Source organism: Nonomuraea sp. NPDC050643, from assembly GCF_040654715.1.
Lineage (GTDB): Bacteria > Actinomycetota > Actinomycetes > Streptosporangiales > Streptosporangiaceae > Nonomuraea.
This window is the reverse complement of record NZ_JBFAIM010000010.1, coordinates 200,483-223,576: the sequence shown is the minus strand read 5'-3', so window position 1 is coordinate 223,576 and position 23,094 is coordinate 200,483. Positions and strand designations below refer to the sequence as shown.

Below are 23,094 nucleotides of genomic sequence, written 5' to 3'. Positions count from 1 at the left end.
GCTGGAGGTCTGATGCGTCTCGACACGCTGTTCGTCAACGGCCGGTTCACCACGCTCGACGCCGGCCGGCCGGCCGCCACCCGCCTGGGCGTGCTCGGCGGCCGGATCGCCGGGCTGGACGAGGAGCTCGACGGCGTCACCGCGGACGAGGTCGTCGACCTGCGCGGGGCGCCCGCCGTGCCGGGGTTCAACGACGCCCACCACCACCTGAGCCTGCGCGGCCAGCGGCTGCGCGAGCTGGACCTGCGGGTGAGCGACCTGGACGAGCTGTACGCGCGGGTCGCCGCGCGGGCCGCCGCCCTGCCGGGGGGCGCGTGGGTCCGGGGCTCCGGCTACGACCAGAACAAGCTGGGCGCCCACCCGGCCCGCGAGGCCCTGGACCGGGCGGCGGGCGGCCGTCCGGTCTGGCTCCAGCACACCTCCGGCCACATGGGGGTGGCCAGCACGGCGGCCTTCGCCCTCATGGGCTTCCCCGCCCTGGAGGAGGTGCCCGACGTCCCCGGCGGGTCGGTGGGCCGCGACGAGCGGGGGCTGCCCGACGGTCTGCTCGCCGAGCAGGCGCAAAACCTGGCCCACCGGCTGCTGCGCCCGCTCGCGCACGAGGAGTTCGTCGAGGGCATCGCGCTGGCGAGCGCGGCCGCGGCGGCGGAGGGCCTGACCAGCTTCACCGAGCCCGGCGTCGGCGCCGGGCTGGCGGGCAACGGCCCCTGGGACCTCGCCTGCTTCCAGGACGCCGCGCGACGCGGCCTGCTCGCGCAGCGGGCCACGCTCATGCCCGGCTCCCCCAACCTGCACGCCGTGGACGCCGAGTTCGGCCTGGACCTGGGCGTGCGTTCGGGGCTCGGCGACGAGTGGCTGCGCGTCGGGCCGGTCAAGCTGTTCTCCGACGGCTCACTGGTCGGCAGGACCGCCGCCATGTGCCACGACTACGAGGGCGACCCCGGCAACCGGGGTTTCCTCCAGGAGGAGGCGGCGGCGCTGCGCGCGTTCATCCTGCGCGCGCACGCCTCCGGCTGGCAGATCGCCACGCACGCCATCGGCGACGCGGCCATCGACGTGGTCCTCGACGCCTACGCCGAGGCACAGGCCCGGCACCCCCGTCCCGGCGCCAGGCACCGCGTCGAGCACTGCGCGGTCACCAGCGACGCCCAGGTGGCCAGGATCGTGGCGCTCGGCGTCATCCCGGTCCCGCAGGGCCGGTTCATCTCGGAGCTCGGCGACGGCATGCTGGCCGCGCTGGGCCCGGAGCGGGCGCGCGGCTGCTACCGGCAGCGGTCGTTCCTGGAGGCGGGCATCGTCCTGCCCGGCAGCTCCGACTGCCCCGTGGTGGCGGGCGCGCCGCTGCTGGGTATCCACGACCTGGTCAACCGGACGACCGCGAGCGGCGTGCCGTTCGGCCCGGACGAGGCGCTGCGGGCCTACACGGCCGGCTCCGCGTACGCGGTGCACGAGGAGCACATCAAGGGCACGCTGAGCCGGGGCCGGCTGGCGGACTTCGCGGTGCTCTCCGACGACCTGCTGGCGGTCGGCCCTGAGACGATCAAGGACCTCACCGTGACCGCCACGGTCGTGGGCGGCCGTCTAGTCCACGACCGCCGCTGACCCCGCCCGGCGTCCCTCGTGGGCTCGGTCAGGCGAACGGCTGGGCGATCTGGTCGAGCGCTCGCGTGGTGAGCTCGTTCAGCATCAGCGTCTCGTTCTCGGCGCACCACCAGTGGGCGGCGACGCGCAGCGCGGTCAGGAACGCGGCGGTGACCATCTCGGGTCCGACGTCACCGCGCTGGTCGCCGCGCCGGTCGCCATGCTGGTCGCCGCGCTGGTCCCGCCCGGCCAGCCCGCGCTGTTCCCGCCCGGCCAGCGCCTGGCAGAGCTCGCGCTCCAGTCGCACCCTGCCGGCCAGTTGCCTGGCGAGCAGGGAGGGGTGGCGCATGGCCAGGCGGGCGCGGAGATGGTACTCCCGGTCGGGGCCGCCGCTCTCGGAGTAGAGGCTCTCCAGCGCGCCGCGCAGCGCCTGCCAGGCGGACAGGCCGGCGGGCTGCTCGCGTACGCGCCGGACCAGGGTGCCCAGGAGTTGCTCGTCGCCGTAGAGCAGCGCGGCCTCCTTGCCGTCGAAGTAGTTGGAGAACGTCCGCCGGGAGATGTTGGCGGCGTCGGCGATGGCCTCGACGGTGACGTTGTCCAGGCCGTGCTCGATGGCGAGACGCAGTGCGGCCTCGTGCACCGCCTGGCGGGTCTCGGCCTTCTTGCGCTCACGCAACCCTGCTGTGCTGTCCATGATGCGAGCAAGCTTACCCAATGGGAATAAATGCTCAATGAGCAAAGTTGCCGCTTGAGCATGTATGGTGTCCGGGTTGCATCCCATTTCCCCTTGATCGGAGGTTGCGTGTGAGTGCCCAGCCGGCAGCGCCGTCCGCGGCGGAGCCGATGACCCATCGCCAGATTCTCGAAGCCCTCAGCGGCCTGCTGCTCGTCCTGTTCGTCGCGATGATCAGCGGCACCATCGTCTCGGTGGCGCTTCCGCAGATCATCGGCGCGCTCGAGGGCAGCCAGTCGCAGTACACCTGGGTCGTCACCGCCTCCCTGCTGGCCTCGACCGCCTCGACGCCCATCTGGGGCAAGCTGGCCGACCTGTTCAACAAGAAGCTGCTGCTCCAGATCTCCATCGTGATCTTCATGGTCAGCTCGCTGGCCTGCGGGCTCGCCCAGAACACCGGCCAGCTCATCGCCTTCCGCGCCCTCCAGGGCCTCGGCATGGGCGCGCTGCAGATCCTCGCGCAGGTCATCATCGCCGCGATGATCTCGCCCAAGGAGCGGGGCCGTTACAACGGCTACCTCGGCGCCGTCATGGCCGTGGCCACCGTCGGCGGCCCGCTGCTCGGCGGTGTCATCGCCGACACCTCCTAGCTCGGCTGGCGCTGGTGCTTCTTCATCGCCGTGCCGTTCACCATCGCCGCCTTCGCGCTGCTGGCCAAGACCCTGCACCTGCCGACCGTGCGCCGTCCCGACGTGAGCATCGACTACTGGGGCGCCACCCTCATCGCGGCCGGCGTCAGCATCCTGCTCATCTGGGTCACCTTCGTCGGCAACTCCTTCGCGTGGCTGTCCTGGCAGAGCGCGGTCATGGCCGGCGGCGGCGTGCTGCTGCTCGCTGCGGCCACCTGGGTCGAGTCCGTGGTCAAGGAGCCGGTCGTGCCGCTGCACGTCATCCGGCGCCGTACCCCCGCCCTGGCCATCCTGGCCAGCCTCGCGGTCGGCATGGCCATGTTCGGCGGGTCGGTCTTCCTCGGCCAGTACTTCCAGATCGGCCGCGGGTACGGGCCCACCGCCGCCGGCCTGCTGACCATCCCCATGATGATCGGCGTGCTGCTCTCCTCGACGATCAGCGGCAGGATGGTCTCCAACAGCGGCCGGACCAAGCCGTACATCCTCGTCGGCCTGGTCGTCCTGCTGGCGGGCTTCGCCGGTCTGGCCACCATCGACCACGAGACCTCACTGGTGCTGATCTCGGCGTACATGCTGGCGGTCGGCGTCGGCGTCGGCATGTCCATGCAGAACCTCGTCCTGGTCATCCAGAACACGGTCCCGCTGCGCGAGATCGGCGCGGCCAGCGGCGCGGTCACCTTCTTCCGCTCGCTCGGCGGCACCGTGGGCGTCTCGGTGCTCGGCGCGGTCCTGGCCAACCGGGTGGCGACCGGCATCGCCGAGGGCCTGGCCGAAGCGGGCATCCCCGCGGCGGGCAAGGCGGCCTCGGGCAGCCTGAACATCGCCGCCCTGCCCGAGCCGGTCAGGGAGATCGTCAGGGCCGCGTACGGCGACGCCACCGGCCACATCTTCCTGATCTCGGCGGCCATCGCCGTCGTCGGCCTGATCGCCGCTGCCTTCCTCAAGCCGGCCCCGCTCCGCGACAGCCTGGACCTGCCCGAGCAGACCCCCAAGCAGGAGGCCGCCACCCCAGCCTGACCCGGACCCCAGCCCTGATCGCACCCCGCCTTGATCGACCCTGGCCTGATCGCCGCCGTCAGACCCGGGCCGACCTGACCCGGAAGGTCGCGTTCTCGCATCGCCCGCGGGGACGCGGCCTTCCGTCTTTGAGTCGCTTGACTTAACTAAGTAGGGTGACTTAAATGGCGTCGAGCCGACCAGAGGGAGAGCGATCGTGACCGAGGCGCCCGAATACCCCTTTCGCAACCCGAGCGCCCTGGAGCCGCCGCACGAGTGGGCCGAGCTGCGGCAGGGTTGCCCGGTGGCGCCCATCCGGCTGGCCAGCGGCGACCGGGCCCTGCTGCTGACCCGCTACGACGACGTCAAGCAGGTCCTGTCCGACCCGCGCTTCACCCGCCAGCTCGACGCCGAGGACGCCGCCCGGGTCACCGCCAACGAGTCCGGCGGCGTGTTCGGCAGCGGCGGCAACCTGACCGGGGAGAACCACCGGGCGTGGCGGCAACTGGTCGGCAGGGCGTTCACCGCCAGGCGGGTCACCGCGATGCGGCCCCGGATCCAGGCGATGGCCGAGCAGCTCGTCGAGCGGATGGTCGCCACGGGCGCGCCGGCCGACCTGGTGAGCGCGGTCGGCTTCCCGCTGCCGGTGTGGGCGATCTGCGACCTGCTGGGGGTGCCCGACTCCGACCGGAGCCGGTTCGCGTACTGGTCGGACACCATGCTGAGCATGACGAGGTTCGGTCAGGACGAGATCGACGCCGCGCAGGCCGAGTTCGACGCCTACCTGATCGCGCTGGTCGAGGCCAAGCGCGCCGAGCCGGGCGACGACCTGATCAGCGAGCTGCTCTCGATCGTCGAGGGGCTGGACGGCCGGCTCACCGAGCAGCTCATGCTGGGCACCGCCAAGGGCCTGCTGGTGGCCGGGCACGAGACCACCGCGAACATGATCGGCAAGATGGTCTCGATGCTCCTGGCCGACCGGGCCCGCTGGGAGGCGCTGGTGGCCGACCGTACGCTGATCCGCCCGGCGGTGGAGGAGGTGCTGCGCTTCGACGCCAACCCCGGCTTCGGCATGCCCCGCTACCTCACCGAGGAGGTCGAGGTGGCCGGCGAGACCCTGCCGAAGGGCACCACGGTGATCTGCAGCATGGCCTCTGCCAACCGGGACGAGCGGCAGTTCGAGGGCGCGGGCGAGATGCGGCTGGACCGCTCGCCGAATCCGCACGTCGCCTTCGGCGTCGGCCCCCACTCCTGCATCGGCCAGGCGCTGGCCCGTACCGAGTTGCAGACCGTGCTGGAGGTGCTGCTCGACCGCCTGCCCACGCTCGAGCCGGCCGTCCCGGTCGGCGAGCTCAGACGCCGCGAGGGCCTGATCGTCGGCGGGCTGGAGCGCGTCCCGGTCCGGTGGTGACGGTGCCCGGCAGAACACCTGGAACAGCACCCGGCAGAAGCGAGCGGGCGCTGGAGACTCGTGAGGCCATCCTCGACGCCGCCGAACGGCTCTTCGCCGAGCACGGGATCGGCGAGGTCTCCAACCGGCAGATCGGCCAGGCGGCCGGGCAGGCCAACAACTTCGCCGTCGGCTACCACTTCGGCACCAAGGCCGACCTGGTCCGCGCCATCGTACGCCGCTACACCACCGGCACCGAGGAGCGGCGCCTGCGCATGCTCCAGGCGATCACCGACTCCTCCGACCTGCGCGCCTGGATCTCCTGCCTGGTACGCCCCGCCACCACCCACCTCGACGCGCTGGGCGTGCCGAGCTGGCGGGCCCGCTGCCTGGCGCAGGCCGCCCTCGTCCCGGCCCTGCGCCGGATCGTCGTCGAGGAGTCCGCGGCGACGCCCTCGATGCGCCGCACCCTGGAGGGCATGTTCCGGCTGCTGCCCGGCCTGCCCGACGAGGTGCACGCCGAACGCGGCGACATGAGCCGCCTGCTCATCATGCACACGCTGGCCGAACGCGAGCGCGCCCTGCACGAAGGCGGGCCGACCGCGCGCACCACCTGGGAGACCACCGCCGTCGGCCTCATCGACGCCCTGGCCGGTCTCTGGCCGGCACCCGTCACGAGAACGGACCCGTCATGCGCGGACTGAAGGACAAGACGATCGTCGTGGCCGGCGGCGCCACCGGCATCGGCGCCGCCACCGCCGAACGGCTGGCCGAGGAGGGCTCGCGGGTCCTGGTCGGCGACCTCGACCTCGAAGGGGCCGAGGCCACCGCCGCCCGGATCGCGGCCGCCGGCGGCACGGCGGTGGCGGCCGGGTTCGATCTGGCGGACGAGGCGTCGGTCGCCAGGCTGTTCGAGCGGGCGGTGGCCGCGTTCGGGGGCGTGGACGGGCTGTTCAACGTGGGCGCCGACCTGTCGCCGGGCACGCTCGGCCGTGACGCGGACCTGCTGGCGATGGACGCGGCGGTCTGGCGGCGTACGTTCGAGGTCAACCTCATCGGGTTCGCCCACACCTGCCGCGCCGCCATCCCCCTGCTGCTGGACAGCGGTGGCGGCGCCATCGTCAACACCTCGTCCGGCGCCGCCTACGTCGGCGAGCCCGTACGACCCGCCTACGCCGCCTCCAAGGCCGGCATCAACACGCTGACCCGGCACATCGCCTCCCGCTGGGGCAAGAAGGGCATCCGCTGCAACGGCCTGTCCCCCGGCATGGTGCTCAGCGAGACCGGCCTGGCGACGATGAGCGAGGAGTTCAGGGCCGCCGGGCTGGCCGCGAACCGCAGCACCCGCCTGGGCAGGCCGTCCGACCTGGCCGCCGCGGCGGCGTTCCTGTTGTCCGGCGACGCCGAGTGGATCAACGGCCAGACCTGGTGCGTCGACGGCGGCGGCCTGCTGCGCGACTAGCCGGCCGCCGCCGGGGCGGTCACGGGCCAGGCGGCCGCCGGCGCCCCCGCCTGCCGGAGCACGCACAAGGTGCGGGCGACGGACCCGGCCGTCCGCCCGCTCCTAGAGGATCTCGATGGCGCGCTCGGGGCAGTTGGACACCGCCAGGCGGGCCTCGTGCTCGCCGTCCGGCGACACGATGCCGTCGCCGATGACCTGCCCGTAGCCCTCGTCGTCCTCGCCGAACAGCTCGGGGGCGAGGTCATAGCAGCGGCCGTGGCCCTGGCAGCGCTCCGGATCTATGCGTACCTTCATCGTTCGTGCTCCATTTCCGTCGTCTTCCGTCGTCGAACCGGCTCAGAAGATGATGATCGCGCGGCCGGAGGGGCGGATGCGGGCGGCGCGCGGCGGTGTTCGTAGCTTGCCGGCCGGCCACGTCGCGGTCCCGGGGTTCAGAGCTGCACGGAGGTGGTGGTGAGGAACTCCTCCAGGCCGAAGCGGCCGTACTCGCGGCCGTACCCGGACTGCTTGAAGCCGCCGAAGGGGGCCAGGCCGTTGTGCGCGCCGTCGTTGACGCGGATCTGGCCCGCTCTGATCCGCCTGGCCACGCGGCGGGCGCGCTCGGGGTCCGCGGCGCGTACGCCGGCCGCCAGCCCGTACGCGGTGCCGTTGGCGATGCGGACCGCCTCGTCCTCGACGTCGTAGGGCAGGATGACCAGGACCGGCCCGAAGATCTCCTCCTGGGCGATCCGGGACTCCGGGCTGACGCCGGTCAGCACGGTGGGCCGTACGTAGAAGCCGCGGTCGAGCCCTTCCGGCTGCTCGGGGCCCCCGGTGAGGGTCGTCGCGCCGTCCTCGTCCGCCGCGCGCAGCATCTCGCGCACCCGCTCCCGCTGCGCCGCCGACACCAGCGGTCCGAGCCGGGTGCCCGCGTCCCGCGGATCGCCGGGCGTGTACGTCAGCGCCTCCTCCGCCGCGATCCGCTCGGCGTCCGGCAGCCGCTCGCGCGGGACCAGCAGCCGCGTCAGCGCCGAGCAGGTCTGGCCGGAGTTCAGGTAGCACGCGCCCACGCCCTTGCGCACGGCGTCCTCGAACCCGGCGTCGTCGAGGTCGTCGAGCAGCACGTTCGGCGACTTGCCGCCCAGTTCGAGCGCGGTGCGCTTCACACCGGCCGCGGCCAGCTCCGCGACCCGCCGGCCGGCGCGGGTGGAGCCGGTGAACGAGACCATGTCGACCAGCGGGTGCGCGGCCAGCGCCTCCCCCGCCTCGGGGCCCGTACCGGAGACCAGGTTGACCACGCCCGGCGGGAACCCGGCCTCGTGCATCACCTCGGCCAGCGCGAACGCGTTGAGCGGCGTGACCTCGCTGGGCTTGAGCACCACCGTGCACCCGGCGGTCAGGGCGGGGGCGAGCTTGGCGGCGATCTGGTGCAGCGGGTAGTTCCACGGGGTGATCGCGCCGACGACGCCGATCGGATCCCGGTACACCACCGAGTCCCCGATCCGCTCCTCGAACCCGATCCCGGCCGCCACGTCGGGCATCGAGGCGAAGGTCCGGATCGGCGCGCCCACCTGGATGAGCCTGGTCAGTGGGAGCGGCATGCCCAGCTCGTTCACGATCGTGTCGGCGAGGTCCTCGGACCGCTCCTTCAGCGCGCCCGCCACGGCCGCGCACAACGCGGCGCGTTCGGCGGCGGGCCTGGCGGCCCAGGCGGGCAGCGCGGCGGCGGCCGCCTCGACGGCCCTGACCACGTCTTTGGCGCCGCCGCGCGGCACCTCGGCGATGATCTCCTCGGTGGCCGGATTGACCACGGGGATCGCCTCGCCCCCGCTCGCCGCCATCCACTCACCGTCGACATAGATCCGGTACGGCATGCGCCCACCCCAATGATGAGAAACCGATTCTAGATTATGATTCTAGACCGATTCATGATCCACCGATGCGCAGGGGAAGGGCGCGGGGGCCGCGTACCTGGCTGGCCGCCCAGGTCACCGCCTCCGGCTCATCGAGGGAGAACTCCGGAATGCGCTCCAGCCACACCTCGAGCGCGACCCGCAGCTCCATCCGCGCCAGATGCGAGCCCACGCACCGGTGGATGCCCAGCCCGAACGCGGCGTGCCGGTTCACCTCACGGTCGATCACCACCTCGCCGGCCCGGTCGAACTGGGCCGGGTCGCGGTTGGCGGCCGGGAAGGAGAGCAGGATCCAGTCGTCGGCCTTCATGTCGACGCCGTTCCAGCTCATGTCCTCCCTGACCAGCCGCGCCATCGTGACCGGCGCGTAGGCCCGCAGGAACTCCTCCATCGCGGTCGGCAGCAGCCCCGGCTCGGCCACCAGCCGCTCCCGGTCGGCCGGCGTCCTGGCCAGGTGCCACAGCGACGCGCCGATCGCGCTCCACGTCGTGTCGATGCCCGCGATGAGCAGCAGCATCATCGTCCCCACCACGTGGACGGGGTCGAGCTTGCGCCCGTGGAGCTCGGCGTTGACGAGGTAGGTCGTCAGGTCGTCGCGCGGGTCGGCGAGATGGTCGTTGATCTGCGCGACCAGGTAGCCGGACAGCTCGTTGAAGTGCTCGAAGCGCTCCTCGGGCGGCCGGTCGACGCTCTCCAGGACGTTCTCGACGAACTCCCGGAACCGCGCGCCATCCTCCGGCGGGAAGCCGAGCATGTCACCGATCACCCGCATCGGGATGTGCTGGGCGTAGTCACGGGCCGCGTCCACGACCTCCTGCCCCTCCAGAGCGTCGATCAGCTCGTGACAGTACGCCCGCGTCGCCGCCTCCTGCCGGGCCACCGCCGACTTGGTGAACGCCGGCAACAGCAGCCTGCGGGCGTCATGGTGGAACGGCGGATCGGAGGAGATGGGCGGGGCGCCGCCCACCGGGGCCAGATCGATCGACGGCTTGACGTTGGAGACGATGACCGACCGCGAGGAGAACCGCTCGGTGTCGTACGCGATCGCCGCGACGTCCTCGTAGCGGGTCGGCAACCAGACACCGCCGAACCGCTCGGTGCGCGCGATCGGGCAACGCTGCCGGAGCTCGTCCTGGATGGGGTACGGATCGGCGGCCCATTCGGGGTCGACGTGGGAGAAGTCGGTCGCCCAGTCCGAGACCGGGTCGGTGACGATCTCGCTGATGGTGCCGGTTGGACGGTTCTTGCGCGCTTCCTCGATGCCTTGCCCGAAGCGGTCGTCCACGGTCATCGTGCAACTCCATCCCTGGGGTCGTTCACACGTTGTGGGTCCGGCTCGTCGCGGCATGCCGCTTGGAAGAATTAAAAAAGCATTCATTTGCACCCGTCAAGAGGCACCCTCGTTGTCTTGACTCAGGGGAAGGGCCGGCTTCCTTCATCGTCACCTGCGCCGAGTTCGGCCAGAGATCGCTCGCCACGCCGACGACTCCATCGACAACCCCATCCCGGCGGCCCTGGCACTCGCCAGCCGCATCACCACCATCGTGATCAGCCCACGACACCTTCGCCGGCCCGTCCTCGGTGCTGCCATACTCCGGCGCCTACCGCTGATCCGCCGGCGTCGAGACGGTGGGCGGTACCACCGAGTGTTCCGGACCGGGTCGGGTTGGGAGGGATGGACGGCTACCGTGAGTCTTGATCATCGGTGGGCAGCGGGATGCGGCGGAAGAGCCGCCACAGGGCGAGGTCGTAGCCGATCTTCGCGATCCCGGCGAACAGGAACGGCGCGGCCAGGCTGACCGATGTCAGCGCACCCGCCAGCGCCGGTCCCAGGGGCCTGGTGAGGTAGCGGGCGGTGTTGGTGATCGCGGCGGCGGCGGTGCGTTCCTCGGGCGGGACCATCGCCATGACGTACGCCTGCCGCACGGGCACGTCCATCGACGACAGGCAGGCACGCCCGAGCAGGAGGGCGATCGCCAGCGGGAGGGAGGGCGAAAACGGCACCGCGGCCAGCATGACGTTGGCGGGCAGGTGGGTGAAGACCATCGTGGGCAGCAGCCCGATCCGGTCGGCCACCCGCGGCGCGGCCAGCAGCGAGGCGGTCTGGAGGATCCCGGCCACGGCGAAGGTGATCCCGATCGTGTGGGTGGTGGCCCCGAAGCGGACCGCGAGCCAGTAGCCGACATAGGCCTGAATGACGAACCCGCCGGCGAGGCTGTCGGTGGCGAACAGGCCCGCCAGGCGGGCCACCGGGCCACGGGAGCGGGCCATCATGCGCGACTGCGGTAGCGCGGGCGCCGGAGCTTCGACGGTCGCGGGCAGCCGGAGGGTGAGCAGCATTCCGGCGGCGGCCGTGCCGGCCAGGATGCCGCCGAGCAGTCTCCTATCGGCGGGCAGGCTCCCCAGGAGCGCGCCGAGCGTCCCGGCAACGGCGGCGATCGCGTTGTAGAAGCCGAATCCCCGCACGACCTGCTTCTGGGGACGGCCGGTGCCGGCCAGCATGACCTGTTCCAGCGTGGTGAACGGCCCGGACTCGATGACCTCGACCGACATCGCTCCGCTGAGGGCGGCCACGGCCAGCAGCCACCAGGGCAGGCCGGTGGCGATGACCAGGCCGCACAGGAGCAGGGCGGCGTACAGGCCCGCGTAGGCGCGGCGGCGGCCGAGGCGGTCGCCCCACCGAGCCAGGACCAGACTGGTGAGAAAGCTGCCGGCCAGAATGGCCGCCAGCACCAGACCGACCTCGGTGGCCGACAGCCCGTCGCCGCCCATGAGAGCGCCGAGCTGGACGGCGGCCACGCCGTACCCGAGACCGCGAAACGCCTGCGAGGTCAGCAGCACGCCCACGGTGCGGTCACGGGCAGCGCTCATGCCGGTGCGCTAGCCGGCGGGAGGATGTACGGGAAGGTCCATGGTCCCGATCTTGTACCGAAACCCGCCCCTGTGACGACTGGTTTTGTGGCGTCAACTCCGGACGAGGTCGGCGGTGCGGAACGGATGCCCGCCCCCTGAAGGCTCGAAGCACAGCACTCGATCTTCAGCGGGTCCCCTGTCATCTTCGCCCAATCCAGAGGCGCCGGCTGGTGTCAGCACGGCCGCATTGAAACAAATGCCGGACTTGGTTCTTTCGGGTTATGTCAACTGGCGAGACCGCCACCTGTTAGATTCGGATACCAAGATCAAGAAAAGGTGAGCGTCAGCGGTCCTCGCCAGGGGCCGCCGACGCGTAGGCGGGTCTCCACGGATCGAGGGGGATCGACGCTTCGACGGGGGCTTGATCCTGTCCTGCGCGGCCGGTGAACGCAGCGCGGTCAGGAGCGGTCGCGTGCCGTGTGAGTGGCCCGCTCAGCCGATCGACGATGGGAGCAATGTGCGAAGAAGAACATCCGTGCTCGCCACCGCTCTCGTGGCGATGGCGACGCTGTTAGCCGTGCCGACGGCCGAGGCGGCCGACGCGGCGACCCCGGGGGGCGACGTCACGGAGGCCGTGGGAGAACACGGCATCACCTGGGGACCGTGCGAGGAGGACGACACCGTCGAGTGCGGCACACTGGCCGTGCCGATCGACTGGTCCAAGCCGAACGGGCCCACCCTCGACCTGGCCCTCGCCCGGCGCAAGGCGACCGACCCCGCGGCCCGGATCGGATCCCTCCTGACCAACCCGGGCGGACCGGGCGGGTCGGGCGTGAACAACATGCTCCGCCCTTCCGGCTTCAGCGAGGAGGTCCAGCGGCGGTTCGACATCGTCGGCTACGACCCCCGAGGCGTCGCCCGCAGCAACGCGGTGACCTGCTCGGCGTCGGTGTACAACGAGATGCCGAGCCCGGTCATGACCAGCCAGGCCGACTACGACACGTGGATCGCCTACAACAAGAGGCTGCGCGCGGACTGCCGCAAGCGCACCGGTCCCGTGTACGACCACGTCGACTCGGCCAACGTCGCGCGTGACATGGACGCCATCCGTGCCGCACTCGGCGACGACAAGCTCACCTCGTACGGCGTCTCGTACGGCACGCTCGCCCAGCAGATGTACGCCGAGCTCTTCCCGAACCGGATCCGGGCCATGGTGCTGGACAGCAACATGGACCACAGCCTCGACGTCAAGGCGTTCCAGGAGACCGAGGCGGCCACCGTCCAGGACAGCTTCGACGAGTTCGTCGCCTGGTGCGAGCGGGACACCGACTGCGTCCTGCACGGGCGCGACGTCCGGGCGCTGTGGAAGGGGCTGCGCGACAAGGCGCAGCGCGGCGAGCTGTACTACCCGGGCGTCACCGACCGCCCGCTGAGCGCCCACAACCTCCTCTGGCTGGGCGTGGTGCTCAACGAGGGCCCCGCCTGGCGGCAACTGGCCAAGGCGCTCCTCGCCCTCGACGGCGGGCCGGTACCGCCGGACATGCCGCCGCCTCCCGGCAACGGACCCGTGGGCGGGCAGTACGCCGAGCTGCCGACCGCGGTCCTCTGCGAGGACTACAACCTGGGGCTGCGGAACTACCGGGAGTACGCGGAGGTCATGCGCAGCTCCAACGCGCTGGCTCCGGACATGCGCTACAACCCGATGCCGATGGGGGACATGCCGATCTGCCAGGGCCACCCCGTCAACAACCCGCAACACCGGCTGCGGTACACGGGTAGCGCCCCGCTGCTGCTGGGCAACTCCCTGCACGACCCGGACACGCCTTACGCGTGGTCGGCCAACGTGGCCCGCCAGCTCGGCCCCAAGGCCGTGCTGCTCACCTACGAGGGCTGGGGCCACGGCGTCTACGGCATGACCGGCTGCACCACGGCCGCGATGGACGACTACCTGATCTCGCTGACCGTGCCCGCGCCGGGCTCCCGCTGCCCGGCGGAAGAACCCGAGGGCTAGACAGATCGAGACGTGACCCCCGTTGCCGGGCCGGCGCGAGCCGGCCCGGCAACGGCGCGGTCGCGAACGGTGTTCGAGACGAGGCGTCGGCGCCGGGCGCTCACGCCTCGGTCAGCACGACGTCCTCGCTCTTGACGAACATGACGCGGTGGCCGAACTGGATCTGGTGGTACTTCTCGTTACCGCGGACCACGCGATGCTGCTGGTCGTCGAAGGTCGTCGCCTTGTAGAACTCGCCGGTCGTGGTCAGGCCGACCGTGTACGACTGCCCGGCGGAGAACGTGTACCGCAGCGGCATCGGCGGCTGCACCTCCACGTCCGCCGGGTACGCCGCCGGCTCCGGGTAGGCGCGGCCGTACACGGGGACCGACTCCAGGCCCTGCCGGGGCGTCGCGAAGAGCGTACGGCTGGGCACTGCCACCGGGTCGGAAGCCGGGTTGTGGAACCACGCCTTCTGGCCCAGGTACCAGATGGCCGTCCAGTCGCCCTGTCGCTCGGCGACGACGTAACGCTGGCCGGTGACGGCGCGGGCGGCGTGGTCGTACACGCTGTAGGTGGACTCGCCCGTCGGGTGCTTGCCGATGTCCTTCACGAGGGGCGACTCCCAGCGCGGCTCGGTGTGCAGCCAGATGGAGGCCGACCCGTGCGGTGGGCAGGCGGCTTCGGGGTGGTCCTTGTCGCAGCCGGTGTAGTGCGGGCGGTTGCGGTAGTAGTCGGGCAGGATCATGACCGTGGCCGTGCCGGAGTCGCCGTCGGCGCGCAGGGGCGCGCCCAGCAGGTCGAAGAAGTGGGCCCAGTCCCAGTACGGGCCCGGGTCCTCGTGCATCCCCTTCACCTTGCCCGGTGTCAGTCCGGGCACGTTGTCGTGGCCGAGGATGTGCGCGCGGTCCAGCGGGATGCCGAACCTGTCGGCCAGGTAGCGCACGAGCTTGGCGGACGTGCGGTACATCGCCTCGGTGTACCAGGTGCCGCCGGCGGCGAGGAAGCCCTCGTGCTCCAGGCCGATCGCCTTGGTGTTGACGTACCAGTTGCCGGCGTGCCAGGCCACGTCCTTGGTGCGCACGTGCTGGGCGAGGTGGCCGTCGCGCGAGCGCAGCGTGTAGTGCCAGCTCATCTCCGTCGGGTCCTGGACGAGGCTGAGCGTCTTGTCGTACAGCTCCTCGGTGTCGTGGAGGACGATGTACTGGATCGTCAGGCTGGAGGGTCGGTCGGCGATGTCGTGGTTGCCGTACTTGCCCCCCGGGAGTCTCCTGTAGAGCGCCGGGATCCACTCGCAGGCGATCGAGTCGGGGCTCTCCACGCCGTCGGCGACGGCCAGGTGCGGCAGGTTCAGCCGGGTCAGCCAGGAGCGGGACGGGTGCACGTCGGGAGAGGGCGGCAGCGTCACCTCCGCACCGGTGTCGGTCGTTCGGGTGGCGCCCTCGTGGATGACCTCGTACACCTCGTCGGCGAAGTCCGCCGCGATCTCCTCGGCCGAAGCGCCCGAGTAGCGCGCCACCGCGCCGTACCACTCGGCGGGGTCGGCGCTCAGCGGGGCGCCCAGGGCCTGCTGGTAGTCGGCGAGCAGCGCCGCGCCGCCGTCGATGTTGGCCGCCGCGTCCTTACGCAGGCGCTCGAGGCTCTCCCCGGTCAGCTCGGCGGCACGCTCCAGGGTGTGCGGGGGCGGGGGATGGCCGTTGTGCCGCCCCGCCGGCTCGGTGGGATGCAGCTCAGGGCGGGAGTCGTCGCCGCGCGGGTCCTCGTCCCCGTCGATGTGGTGGTGCCGCGACCCGCTCAGCACGGCGCCGTCGGTCAGGTGCATGGGGCCGAAGCCGGCGGCCGTGCTGAGCCTGCCGCCGTTGCCGTCCCAGCGCGACTCCATGTAGGACACGGCGAGCAGGACGCTCTCCGGTACGCCGCGCCGCTTCGCGGCCTGCGCGAACGCTTGAGGCATCGTGGTCATCACAACCACCTCCTACCTGCACCGTCGCATGGACGCCCGGCCCAACTGGAGGTGAAATGGCGTGATTTTCCGCTTTCTTGTGGCAATGCGAAGAGACTTTTCGCGGGTCGATGCGCCCCTGTCGCTGGAACCACATCCGCTAAGATCTTGCACCTTCGCAGGCCTAGGGATGGAGCACTCCCATCGGCGTTGAGATCAAGCTCTTGGGGCCGTGGGAGGTCACGGCCGACGGCGCCGTGCTGAAGCTGGCGGGAGCACGGCGGGCGGGCGTGCTGGCGCGGCTGGCGCTGAACGTCGGGCAGGTGGTCACCACCGAACGGATCCTGGCCGACGTGTGGGCCGACAGCTCGGCCGCCACGGCGGGCAAGCAGCTCCACATCGTGGTCTCCAAACTGCGGGAGGCCCTGCCGGGCGAGGTCATCGCCACCGTGCCCGGCGGCTACCGGCTCGACCTGCCACCGGAAAGCGTGGACGCGCACCACTTCTCCCTGCTGACCCGGCAGGCGCGCGCCACCCGGGCACGGACCACCGCGACCGGCCTCTACGAACAGGCGCTGGCGTTGTGGCGCGGAGCCGCGCTGGCAGGCCGGAACGACACGTGGGCCCAGATCGAGGCGGCACGCCTGGAAGAGGAACGCCTCACGACGCTGGAAGACTTCATCGACCTGCGCCTGACCAGCGGCGCCCACCATGCCGTGGTGAGCGAGCTGACCGCGCACGTCGAGGCGCACCCCCTGCGCGAACGCCCCCGCGCCCAGTTGATGCTGGCCCTCTACCGCGCCGCCCGGCCCGCTGAGGCGCTGACGGTGTACCAGGAGACCCGCCGCGTCATGGTGAACGAGCTGGGCATCGAGCCCGGCGTCACCCTGCGCAGGCTGCACCGCGCGGTGCTGACCGGCGACCCCGCGCTCGACCTGGCCCCCGAGCCCGACGCCGGCACCGCTCAGCACGTGGCCTGCGCCGAGCTCCCGGCCGACACGCCCGCCTTCACCGCCCGGTCCGCCGAGATCGCCTGGCTGGACAGGGTGCTCACCGACGCCCCGCCCGGCTCACCGGCGATCACCGCCATCGGCGGCCCCGGCGGGATCGGCAAGTCCACCCTGGCGGTGCACGCCGCGCACGCGGTCGCCGACCGGTTCGACGACGGCGTGCTCTACGTCGACCTGCACGGTGCCACCGCCGGCCTCCAGCCGGCGACGCCGATCGAAGCGCTCGGCCGGCTGCTGCGGTCGCTGGGCCTCGACGGCGCCTCCATACCCTCCGGCGTGGAGGAGGCGTCCGCCCGCTACCGGTCCCTCACCGCGCACCGCAGGCTGCTGCTCCTGCTCGACAACGCCGTGGACGCCCGCCAGGTCCGCCTGCTCATTCCCGCCGGGGCCGGCTGCGCCGTCATCATCACCAGCCGCCGCCCTCTGGTCTCCCTGGACGGCGCGGAGCACCTCCACCTGACCGGCCTCGGCCCCTCCGACGCCACCGCACTGCTGGCCCGGGTCGCCGGCCGCGAACGCGTCCAGGCCGAACCGGAGGCCGCCGACCGGATCATCGCCTTGTGCGGCGGCCTGCCGCTCGCCCTGCGCATCGCGGCCGCCCGCCTGGCCGCCCGCCCCGACTGGACCCTCACCTACCTCGCCGGGCAGCTCGCCGACGCCACCGGCCGCCTGGACGCCCTGCAACACGCCGACCTGGCCGTCCGCACCGCCATCGCCGTCAGCCACCACCACCTTCAGGACGAACCCACCGGGCGCGACGCCGCCCACCTGTTCACCCTGCTCGGCCTCCTCGACACCCCCACCCACACCCCGGCCGCCACGGCGGCACTGACCGACTGGCCCGATCACCGGGCCGAAACGGCGCTGGACCGCCTGCTGGACGCCCGCCTCCTGGAATCGGCCGGCCGCGACCGGTATCGGATGCACGACCTCGTCCGCCTCTACGCCCGCGAACTGGCCGCCGGAGGCCCACCCGAAGCCGGACGCCTCGCCGTCCGCCGCACGCTTCACCATTACCTGGCCACGGCCAAGACGGCCAGCCTCCTGCTCGATCCCACGTCGGCCCACGCTCTTTCCGACCACGACGCCGACCGTCCCGGGATCGCGCTGGCCACCGCGCAGGAGGCCGGCCACTGGACGGACGAGGAGCGCGACAACCTCCTCGCCGCCGCCCGCCAGGCCGCCGCCGTCCACGACGACCCCCAGACCGCCATCGGCCTGGCCTGCGCCCTCTACTCGCCCTTCGCCAGCATGTCCCTGCAGCAGGAACTGATCGACCTCCACACCCGCGCCCTCGAGATCGCCGTCGCGTGCGGCGACCTCGCCGCCCAGGGGCTGGAGCACAACCTCCTCGGCATGCGGTACCAGGAGATGGGGCGGCCGGCCACCGCGGCCGAGCATCTGCGGCAGGCGCTCACCTGCTGGGAGCGGGCGGACCGGCCGCGGCGCATGATGTCGGCCTACAACGGCCTCGGCATCGCCTACGCCCAGCTCGGACGGTACGACGAGGCCCTCGACGCCATGGAGCAGGGCCAGGCCCTCGCCAGGACGAGCCGGCTACCGGACTTCCAGGCCATCTTCCTGAACAACCGCGCGATGATCTACCGCAAGCTGGACCGGCTGGCCGACGCGATCGCGACCGCCCAGGCCAGCGTCGCCCTCTGGGCCGGGCTCGACAACCCGTTCTGGGAAGGGAACGCCCACGACACGCTGGCGGACGCCTACCGCGGGTCAGGCCGGCTCGACGAGGCCGAGTCCGCCTACCGGACGGCCATCGAGCTCCAGCGGGAGGCCTGCCAACACCTCGGGGAGGCCACCTCCTCATGGGGCCTCGGCCAGACCTACCACGACCTGGGCCGGCACGACGAGGCCTGGACGTGGTGGCGGCGATCGCTCGACGTCCTCCGCGACGTCGAGCTGCTGACCCAGGAAGAGGTGGATCACTTCCTGGGGCAGGCTGTACCCGACATACCCGGCCCGATCAAGAACCGCCTGTGAGTCCCGCCGGACGGCGTGCGTCTGCCCGTCCATCACCCGGCGCGCAGGCCGGTATGGGCGGCGCAGAAGGCGAGGACGTCGGCCTGCAGCGCGAGCCAGCGGCCGAGGGCGCGTGGGCCGTGGCCGACGCCGCTCTCGCACCGCAGCAGGACCGGCCGGCCGGAGGAGGTCGCGTGCTGGAGGGCGGCGGTCATCTTGCGGGTGTGCAGGGAGTCGACGCGTGGGTCGGTCCGGGGGCAGGTCAGCAGGATGGCCGGGTAAGCAGTGCCGGGCCGGACTCGGTGGTAGGGCGAGTAGCCGAACAGGGTGGCGAACTGGTCGGGGTCGTCGGCGGTGCCGAACTCCGCCGTCCACAGATGGCCGAGGCCGAAATGCTGGTAGCGCAGCATGTCGGTGACGGAGTCGGAGCACACGGCGGCGGCGAACAGCTCGGGAGCCTGGGTGAGGGCGGCGGCGACCATGAACCCGCTGTGGGAGCCGCCGCGGATCGCCAGTTGCCGGGACGTGGTGCGGCGGTGATCGATCAGCCAGCGGGCGGCGGCCAGGAAGTCGGCGATGGCCTGGGGTTTGTTGGCACCGCTGCCGGCCGCGTGCCAGCCGGTTCCCTCGTCGCCGCCACCGCGTACGCTCGCGATCGCGTAGGCGCCGCCGGCCTTCACCCAGGCGGCGATGGCCGGTGAGTACGCGGGCGGCATGCAGGCGCCGAACCCCCCGTAGGCGGTGAGCAGGACCGGGCACGGCCCGGTACGGCCGGGCGGGGCGATCAGATGCAGGCGCACCGGGGTGCCGTCCTGGGAGGCGTAGGTGATCTGTTCGACCACCGGCCCGGCGGCCGGTCGGCTCGCCCTCGAGCCCGCCACGGACCCCGGAGCGTGCCGGGCGCGGGGTGTCCGGGCGGGTGGGCCGGGATCGGGGACGCAGCGCCGTTCGGTCAGGTCGAAGCGGTGCACGGTGGGCGGGGTGACGAAGTCGGTGTAGGTGAACCAGGCGCTGGGCCCGCCCGCGGGAGGCGCGGTGAGCCGGGAGATGTGCCCGTCTCCTGGGGCGGCCACCTGGGCGAGGAGGACTCCGTCGGCGGTGTGCAGCCGCAGCCGGCTCAGGCCGTGGCGGTTGTGGGTGGTGAGCAGGTACGGCTCGCCGGTGGCGGGGTCGGTGAGCGTCACGCAGGCGGCCAGCACGCTGCCGGGCCGCTGGCCGATCACCGTGCGCCAGCCCTTCGCGTGCGGGTCGGCCGCGTGGACCGCGCACACGTGGCCGAAGGGGGCGTCGGCGTCGGTGATGGCGTAGATCCGGCCGCCGGGGGCGAACTTCAGCGCCGCGCGGGTGTTGTCCGCGGTGCCGTCGAAGACGGGGACGGGCCGCGGCCGCTCGCCGGGATGGCGCGGCACCCGGGCCAGCCAGAGGCGGTTGCCGCTGGTCGCCCCGGGCGAGGCCGACAGCGCCAGGTGGGCTCCGTCCGGGCTGGTGGCCACCGTCAGTTGCGGCAGCTCGGTCGTGAACAGCACGGGGTCGTGGCGGGGGTCGGCGCCGACGCGGTGCAGCCGCAACTGCCGGCCCGTCCGGCCTTGGGAGGTGCCGATGTAGAAGAAGCCGCTGTCGTCCGCCAGCCAGGCGACCGCCGTCTTGCGTCCCGGGTCCAGCGGCCCGTCCACGACGGTACGGCCGGCCACCCGCAGGACCCGCAGCCGTGGGCGTTCATCGCCCTGGTAGGAGCTCTGGCAGGCCACGAGGTCGCCGCTGGGCGAGGGCCGCCAGGAATCCAGTGTCGTCGCGCCGCTGGGGTCCGCGTCCAGCGGGTCCAGCAGGACCTGCGCGGGCCGGCCGGGCTCGGCGACCATCAGTGCGGGCAGCGGCCGGCCGGGTGAGTGCCGCAGGAAGAACCGGCGCCCGCCACGCCACACCGGTGGCATGCTCGCCTCTCCCCCGAAGGCGTCCTCGAGAAGCCGCTGCCAGGAGGCGCGGCCCGGCCAGGCCGCGGCGCTCTCGGCGAACAGGTGGGCCTGCTCCCGCAGCCAGGCCGCGCACTCGGGGCCGTCACCGTCCTCCAGCCACCGGTAGGGGTCGGCCACGGTGCGGCCGTGGAGTTTTTCGATCACGGCGGCCCTGCGGGGCGAGGGGTGGCCGGGGGGAGATGACGCCGGCGCGCCGGACATGGGTGGCCGTCCTTCCTCGGACAGGACGAGGCTCCCGAAGAAGATCCGGGAGCCTCGTGTGCGGCTCTTGGGCGGCGCGGCCGGTCAGTCCAGATCGCCTTCGGCCAGTTCGACGCGCCAGTCCTCCAGGGTCACGGCCTCGTCGGCCAGGATGAGGGGAAGGCCGAGATGGGTGGGAAGCTCGCTCATGACATCTCCTGTCGATAGGGTTTCTCATCTCCTTCCCTCACCGTGAGTGATTATGCAAATACACATGGTTGATGGGGGATGCCTAGAAGAGGTCGCTCCGGTCGACGCTCTCCAGGACGTTCTCGACGAACTCCCGGAACTGCGCGCCGTCCTCCGGCGGGAAGCCGAGCATGTCACCGATCACCCGCATCGGGATGTGCTGGGCGTAGTCGCGGGCCGCGTCCACGACCTCCTGCCCCTCCAGAGGGTCGATCAGCTCGTGACAGTACGCCCGCGTCGCCGCCTCCTGCTCGGCCACCGCCGACTTGGTGAACGCCGGCAACAGCAGCCTGCGGGCGTCATGGTGGAACGGCGGATCAGAGGTGATCGGCGGGGCGTCGCCCGCCGGGGCCAGGTCGAGTGGGGGCTTGTTGTTGCTGATGATGATCGCCCGGGACGAGAAGCGCTCGGTGTCGTACGCGATCGCCGCGACGTCCTCGTACCGCGTCGGCAACCAGACGCCCCCGAACCGCTCGGTGCGCGCGACCGGGCAGCGCCGCCGCAGCTCGTCCTGGATGGGGTACGGATCGGCGGCCCATTCGGGGTCGACGTGGGAGAAGTCGGTCGCCCAGTCCGAGACCGGGTCGGTCACGGTCTCGCTGAAGGTGCCGAACACCCGGTTCCTGCGTTCCTCTTCAAGCCCTTGGCCGAAGCGGTCCTCCACGCTCATCGCTGCTCCGTCTCTGACGTCGGTTCTCGCGCCGGGCCTCCATTCCCTCGATACGTCCGTCGGCCGCCGCCGGATTTCCCGGAACCCCGCCGATGGCCTTGACCGCGCCGGCCGCTCACTCCTGCGGGGCGTCACGGCGCCGCCCGATGAGGATCATCCACCTGGCGTTCGCCGGCCTGCCGGGTACCCTGAAGACGGCGTCCGTCCGCGCCCAACCTCCGGCGACCCGCCCCAGCCGGGTCACCTCAGGAGGCAAAGGGAGGTCCACCTCCCGGCCGGGGCTTCGTTGTCGATCGTGCGTCCGCCGCACCGGTCGCTGGGGGATCCGCGAGCGGGCCACGGGAGATGACGATGACCAAGAAGGCCGACTTCAAGCGACGCGTGCGCGCCCGCATGGCCAAGACCGGCGAGTCGTACGCGACCGCCCGCAGCCACCTCCTGGCCGAACGGCCGGACCCGACGGACGTGACCGGCACGACCGGCACGACCGGCACGACGGCCGCCGGACTCGACGACGAGGCGATGGCGGCGGCCCTGCACGTGAGCAACGGCGACGCCACCGACCTGCCCGGAACCGGGCTCACGCCACGCCTGGTGTACTGGCGCGACGTCCTGCACGAGGGACCGGTGCCCGCGGTGGGTCTCGAGGAGCTCCGCCGGATCAGGGCCGCCTTCCTGTCCGGGGCGGGCGCGGACGACCGCGCCGAGGGCGCGGCCATGTTCGCCGAACGGGACCGGACCCTGGAGGCCAACCGCGACGGCGAGTACGTCCTGTGGTTCGAGGCGGATCTGTACGACCAGTTGCAGATCATCCAGATCCTCGACCGCCTGGCCGGCCTCGGCGTGCCGGCGGAGCGCATCACCCTGATCTGCATCGGCGAGCACCCCGGCATCGCCCGCTTCGGCGGTCTCGGCGAGTTGACCCCCGCCCAGCTACGCGAACTGCCCGCCACGAACGCGTGCGCCCGGCTGACCCCCGCCGCGCTCCAGCTCGCCACCCAGGCCTGGGCCGCCTTCCGGGCGCCGACCCCGGAGGGGCTGCGCGCGATCGCCGGCAGCCGCCTGGCCGAGCTGCGCTTCCTGGGCGAGGCGTTCGACCGGCTCAGCCGGGAGTACCCGGCGGCGCGCGACGGGTTGTCGCTGACCGAACGGCGGATCCTGGCCGCCGTCGCCGACGGGGCGGCCGACGCCGGGACGGCGTTCGTCCGCGCCGCGTCGCGGGAGACGCGCCCCTACCTGGGCGACACCTGGGCGTTCGCGATGACGGACCGGATGACGCACGTCCCCGTCCCGCTCCTTCACGCCGATCCGGCGGACCGCCCGGCCGACCACGGCACCGGCCTGCGCCTGACCGAGGCCGGGACGCGAGTGCTCGCCGGCGCGGCGGACCACGTGCGGCTCAACGGCATCGACCGGTGGATCGGCGGGGTGCACCTGCTCGGGCGGCACGTGCCGTGGCGCTGGGACGACGGCACCGAGACCATCGTCCGTCAGGCGGAAGACCCGCCCCCCGGGCCGCTGTGATCCTTCTCGCCGGTGGTGCTCCTCCCGCGACGGGGAGGAGCGC

General features: G+C 72.3%; 15 protein-coding genes and 1 pseudogene. 8 read left to right on the top strand and 8 right to left on the bottom strand.

Going from position 1 to position 23,094, the window contains the following annotated elements; genetic code table 11:
• Positions 1-12: 12 nt before the first annotated feature.
• Positions 13-1,602: an amidohydrolase gene (locus tag AB0I15_RS15805; protein ID WP_358095212.1), complete on the top strand. Its 1,590-nt coding sequence runs from the start codon at positions 13-15 to the stop codon at positions 1,600-1,602.
• A 28-nt stretch (positions 1,603-1,630) separates the two neighbouring features.
• Here AB0I15_RS15805 and AB0I15_RS15800 read toward each other — a convergent pair whose 3' ends face one another.
• A complete protein-coding gene (locus AB0I15_RS15800) occupies positions 1,631-2,275 on the bottom strand; it encodes a helix-turn-helix domain-containing protein (protein WP_358095210.1) in 645 nt (214 codons plus the stop codon).
• 149 nt (positions 2,276-2,424) lie between these two features.
• Here AB0I15_RS15800 and AB0I15_RS15795 point away from each other — a divergent pair.
• The 4 genes and pseudogenes from AB0I15_RS15795 to AB0I15_RS15780 all read left to right on the top strand — a co-directional run bounded on the left by AB0I15_RS15795 (position 2,425) and on the right by AB0I15_RS15780 (position 6,791).
• Positions 2,425-3,960, top strand: a pseudogene (locus tag AB0I15_RS15795) (MDR family MFS transporter).
• Between the two features lie 196 nt (positions 3,961-4,156).
• Positions 4,157-5,350: a cytochrome P450 gene (locus AB0I15_RS15790; protein ID WP_358095208.1), complete on the top strand. Its 1,194-nt coding sequence runs from the start codon at positions 4,157-4,159 to the stop codon at positions 5,348-5,350.
• Positions 5,351-5,352: 2 nt separating this feature from the next.
• A complete protein-coding gene (locus tag AB0I15_RS15785) occupies positions 5,353-6,033 on the top strand; it encodes a TetR family transcriptional regulator (protein WP_358095206.1) in 681 nt (226 codons plus the stop codon).
• Positions 6,021-6,791 (top strand): SDR family oxidoreductase, encoded by a 771-nt coding sequence (locus AB0I15_RS15780; RefSeq protein WP_358095205.1) that lies wholly within the window; start codon positions 6,021-6,023, stop codon positions 6,789-6,791. Before AB0I15_RS15785 ends, AB0I15_RS15780 begins: the two co-directional genes overlap by 13 nt.
• A gap of 102 nt (positions 6,792-6,893) precedes the next feature.
• Here the strand turns inward: AB0I15_RS15780 and AB0I15_RS15775 are convergent, their stop codons facing one another.
• The 4 genes from AB0I15_RS15775 to AB0I15_RS15760 form a co-directional block, all read right to left on the bottom strand.
• Entirely contained in the window at positions 6,894-7,085 is a 192-nt protein-coding gene (locus tag AB0I15_RS15775; protein ID WP_358095203.1) for a ferredoxin, read from the bottom strand.
• A 137-nt stretch (positions 7,086-7,222) separates the two neighbouring features.
• The gene (locus tag AB0I15_RS15770; RefSeq protein ID WP_358095201.1) at positions 7,223-8,644 is read right to left on the bottom strand and encodes an aldehyde dehydrogenase family protein; all 1,422 of its coding nucleotides are present in this window, start codon (positions 8,642-8,644) and stop codon (positions 7,223-7,225) included.
• Positions 8,645-8,696: 52 nt separating this feature from the next.
• Positions 8,697-9,974, bottom strand: coding sequence for a cytochrome P450 (locus AB0I15_RS15765; RefSeq protein WP_358095199.1), 1,278 nt, complete (start codon positions 9,972-9,974; stop codon positions 8,697-8,699).
• A gap of 392 nt (positions 9,975-10,366) precedes the next feature.
• On the bottom strand, positions 10,367-11,554 hold the full coding sequence (locus AB0I15_RS15760) for an MFS transporter (RefSeq protein WP_358095197.1): 1,188 nt from the start codon (positions 11,552-11,554) through the stop codon (positions 10,367-10,369).
• 517 nt (positions 11,555-12,071) lie between these two features.
• On the opposite strand from AB0I15_RS15760, the gene AB0I15_RS15755 reads away from it, so the two are divergent.
• Positions 12,072-13,547 (top strand): alpha/beta fold hydrolase, encoded by a 1,476-nt coding sequence (locus AB0I15_RS15755; protein WP_358095195.1) that lies wholly within the window; start codon positions 12,072-12,074, stop codon positions 13,545-13,547.
• A gap of 100 nt (positions 13,548-13,647) precedes the next feature.
• On the opposite strand, the gene AB0I15_RS15750 is transcribed toward AB0I15_RS15755, so the two are convergent.
• A complete protein-coding gene (locus AB0I15_RS15750; RefSeq protein WP_358095193.1) occupies positions 13,648-15,489 on the bottom strand; it encodes a peptidoglycan recognition family protein in 1,842 nt (613 codons plus the stop codon).
• 203 nt (positions 15,490-15,692) lie between these two features.
• Here AB0I15_RS15750 and AB0I15_RS15745 point away from each other — a divergent pair, with 203 nt between their 5' ends.
• The gene (locus AB0I15_RS15745; protein WP_358095192.1) at positions 15,693-18,476 is read left to right on the top strand and encodes a BTAD domain-containing putative transcriptional regulator; all 2,784 of its coding nucleotides are present in this window, start codon (positions 15,693-15,695) and stop codon (positions 18,474-18,476) included.
• Between the two features lie 32 nt (positions 18,477-18,508).
• Here the strand turns inward: AB0I15_RS15745 and AB0I15_RS15740 are convergent, their stop codons facing one another.
• A complete protein-coding gene (locus AB0I15_RS15740; protein ID WP_358095191.1) occupies positions 18,509-20,629 on the bottom strand; it encodes a prolyl oligopeptidase family serine peptidase in 2,121 nt (706 codons plus the stop codon).
• Between the two features lie 271 nt (positions 20,630-20,900).
• Positions 20,901-21,527 (bottom strand): hypothetical protein, encoded by a 627-nt coding sequence (locus AB0I15_RS15735; protein ID WP_358095189.1) that lies wholly within the window; start codon positions 21,525-21,527, stop codon positions 20,901-20,903.
• 351 nt (positions 21,528-21,878) lie between these two features.
• Between AB0I15_RS15735 and AB0I15_RS15730 the strand changes: the two genes are divergently transcribed.
• On the top strand, positions 21,879-23,051 hold the full coding sequence (locus tag AB0I15_RS15730; protein ID WP_358095188.1) for a hypothetical protein: 1,173 nt from the start codon (positions 21,879-21,881) through the stop codon (positions 23,049-23,051).
• The last annotated feature ends 43 nt before the right edge of the window (positions 23,052-23,094 follow it).

Coding starts and splice junctions, on each gene's coding strand:
- AB0I15_RS15775 (WP_358095203.1), bottom strand. CDS start 7,085: ATGAAGGTACGCATAGATCCGGAGCGCTGCCAGGGCCACGGCCGCTGC.
- AB0I15_RS15735 (WP_358095189.1), bottom strand. CDS start 21,527: ATGAGCGTGGAGGACCGCTTCGGCCAAGGGCTTGAAGAGGAACGCAGG.
- AB0I15_RS15760 (WP_358095197.1), bottom strand. CDS start 11,554: ATGAGCGCTGCCCGTGACCGCACCGTGGGCGTGCTGCTGACCTCGCAG.
- AB0I15_RS15750 (WP_358095193.1), bottom strand. CDS start 15,489: ATGACCACGATGCCTCAAGCGTTCGCGCAGGCCGCGAAGCGGCGCGGC.
- AB0I15_RS15765 (WP_358095199.1), bottom strand. CDS start 9,974: ATGACCGTGGACGACCGCTTCGGGCAAGGCATCGAGGAAGCGCGCAAG.
- AB0I15_RS15780 (WP_358095205.1), top strand. CDS start 6,021: ATGCGCGGACTGAAGGACAAGACGATCGTCGTGGCCGGCGGCGCCACC.
- AB0I15_RS15805 (WP_358095212.1), top strand. CDS start 13: ATGCGTCTCGACACGCTGTTCGTCAACGGCCGGTTCACCACGCTCGAC.
- AB0I15_RS15730 (WP_358095188.1), top strand. CDS start 21,879: ATGACCAAGAAGGCCGACTTCAAGCGACGCGTGCGCGCCCGCATGGCC.
- AB0I15_RS15800 (WP_358095210.1), bottom strand. CDS start 2,275: ATGGACAGCACAGCAGGGTTGCGTGAGCGCAAGAAGGCCGAGACCCGC.
- AB0I15_RS15770 (WP_358095201.1), bottom strand. CDS start 8,644: ATGCCGTACCGGATCTATGTCGACGGTGAGTGGATGGCGGCGAGCGGG.
- AB0I15_RS15740 (WP_358095191.1), bottom strand. CDS start 20,629: ATGTCCGGCGCGCCGGCGTCATCTCCCCCCGGCCACCCCTCGCCCCGC.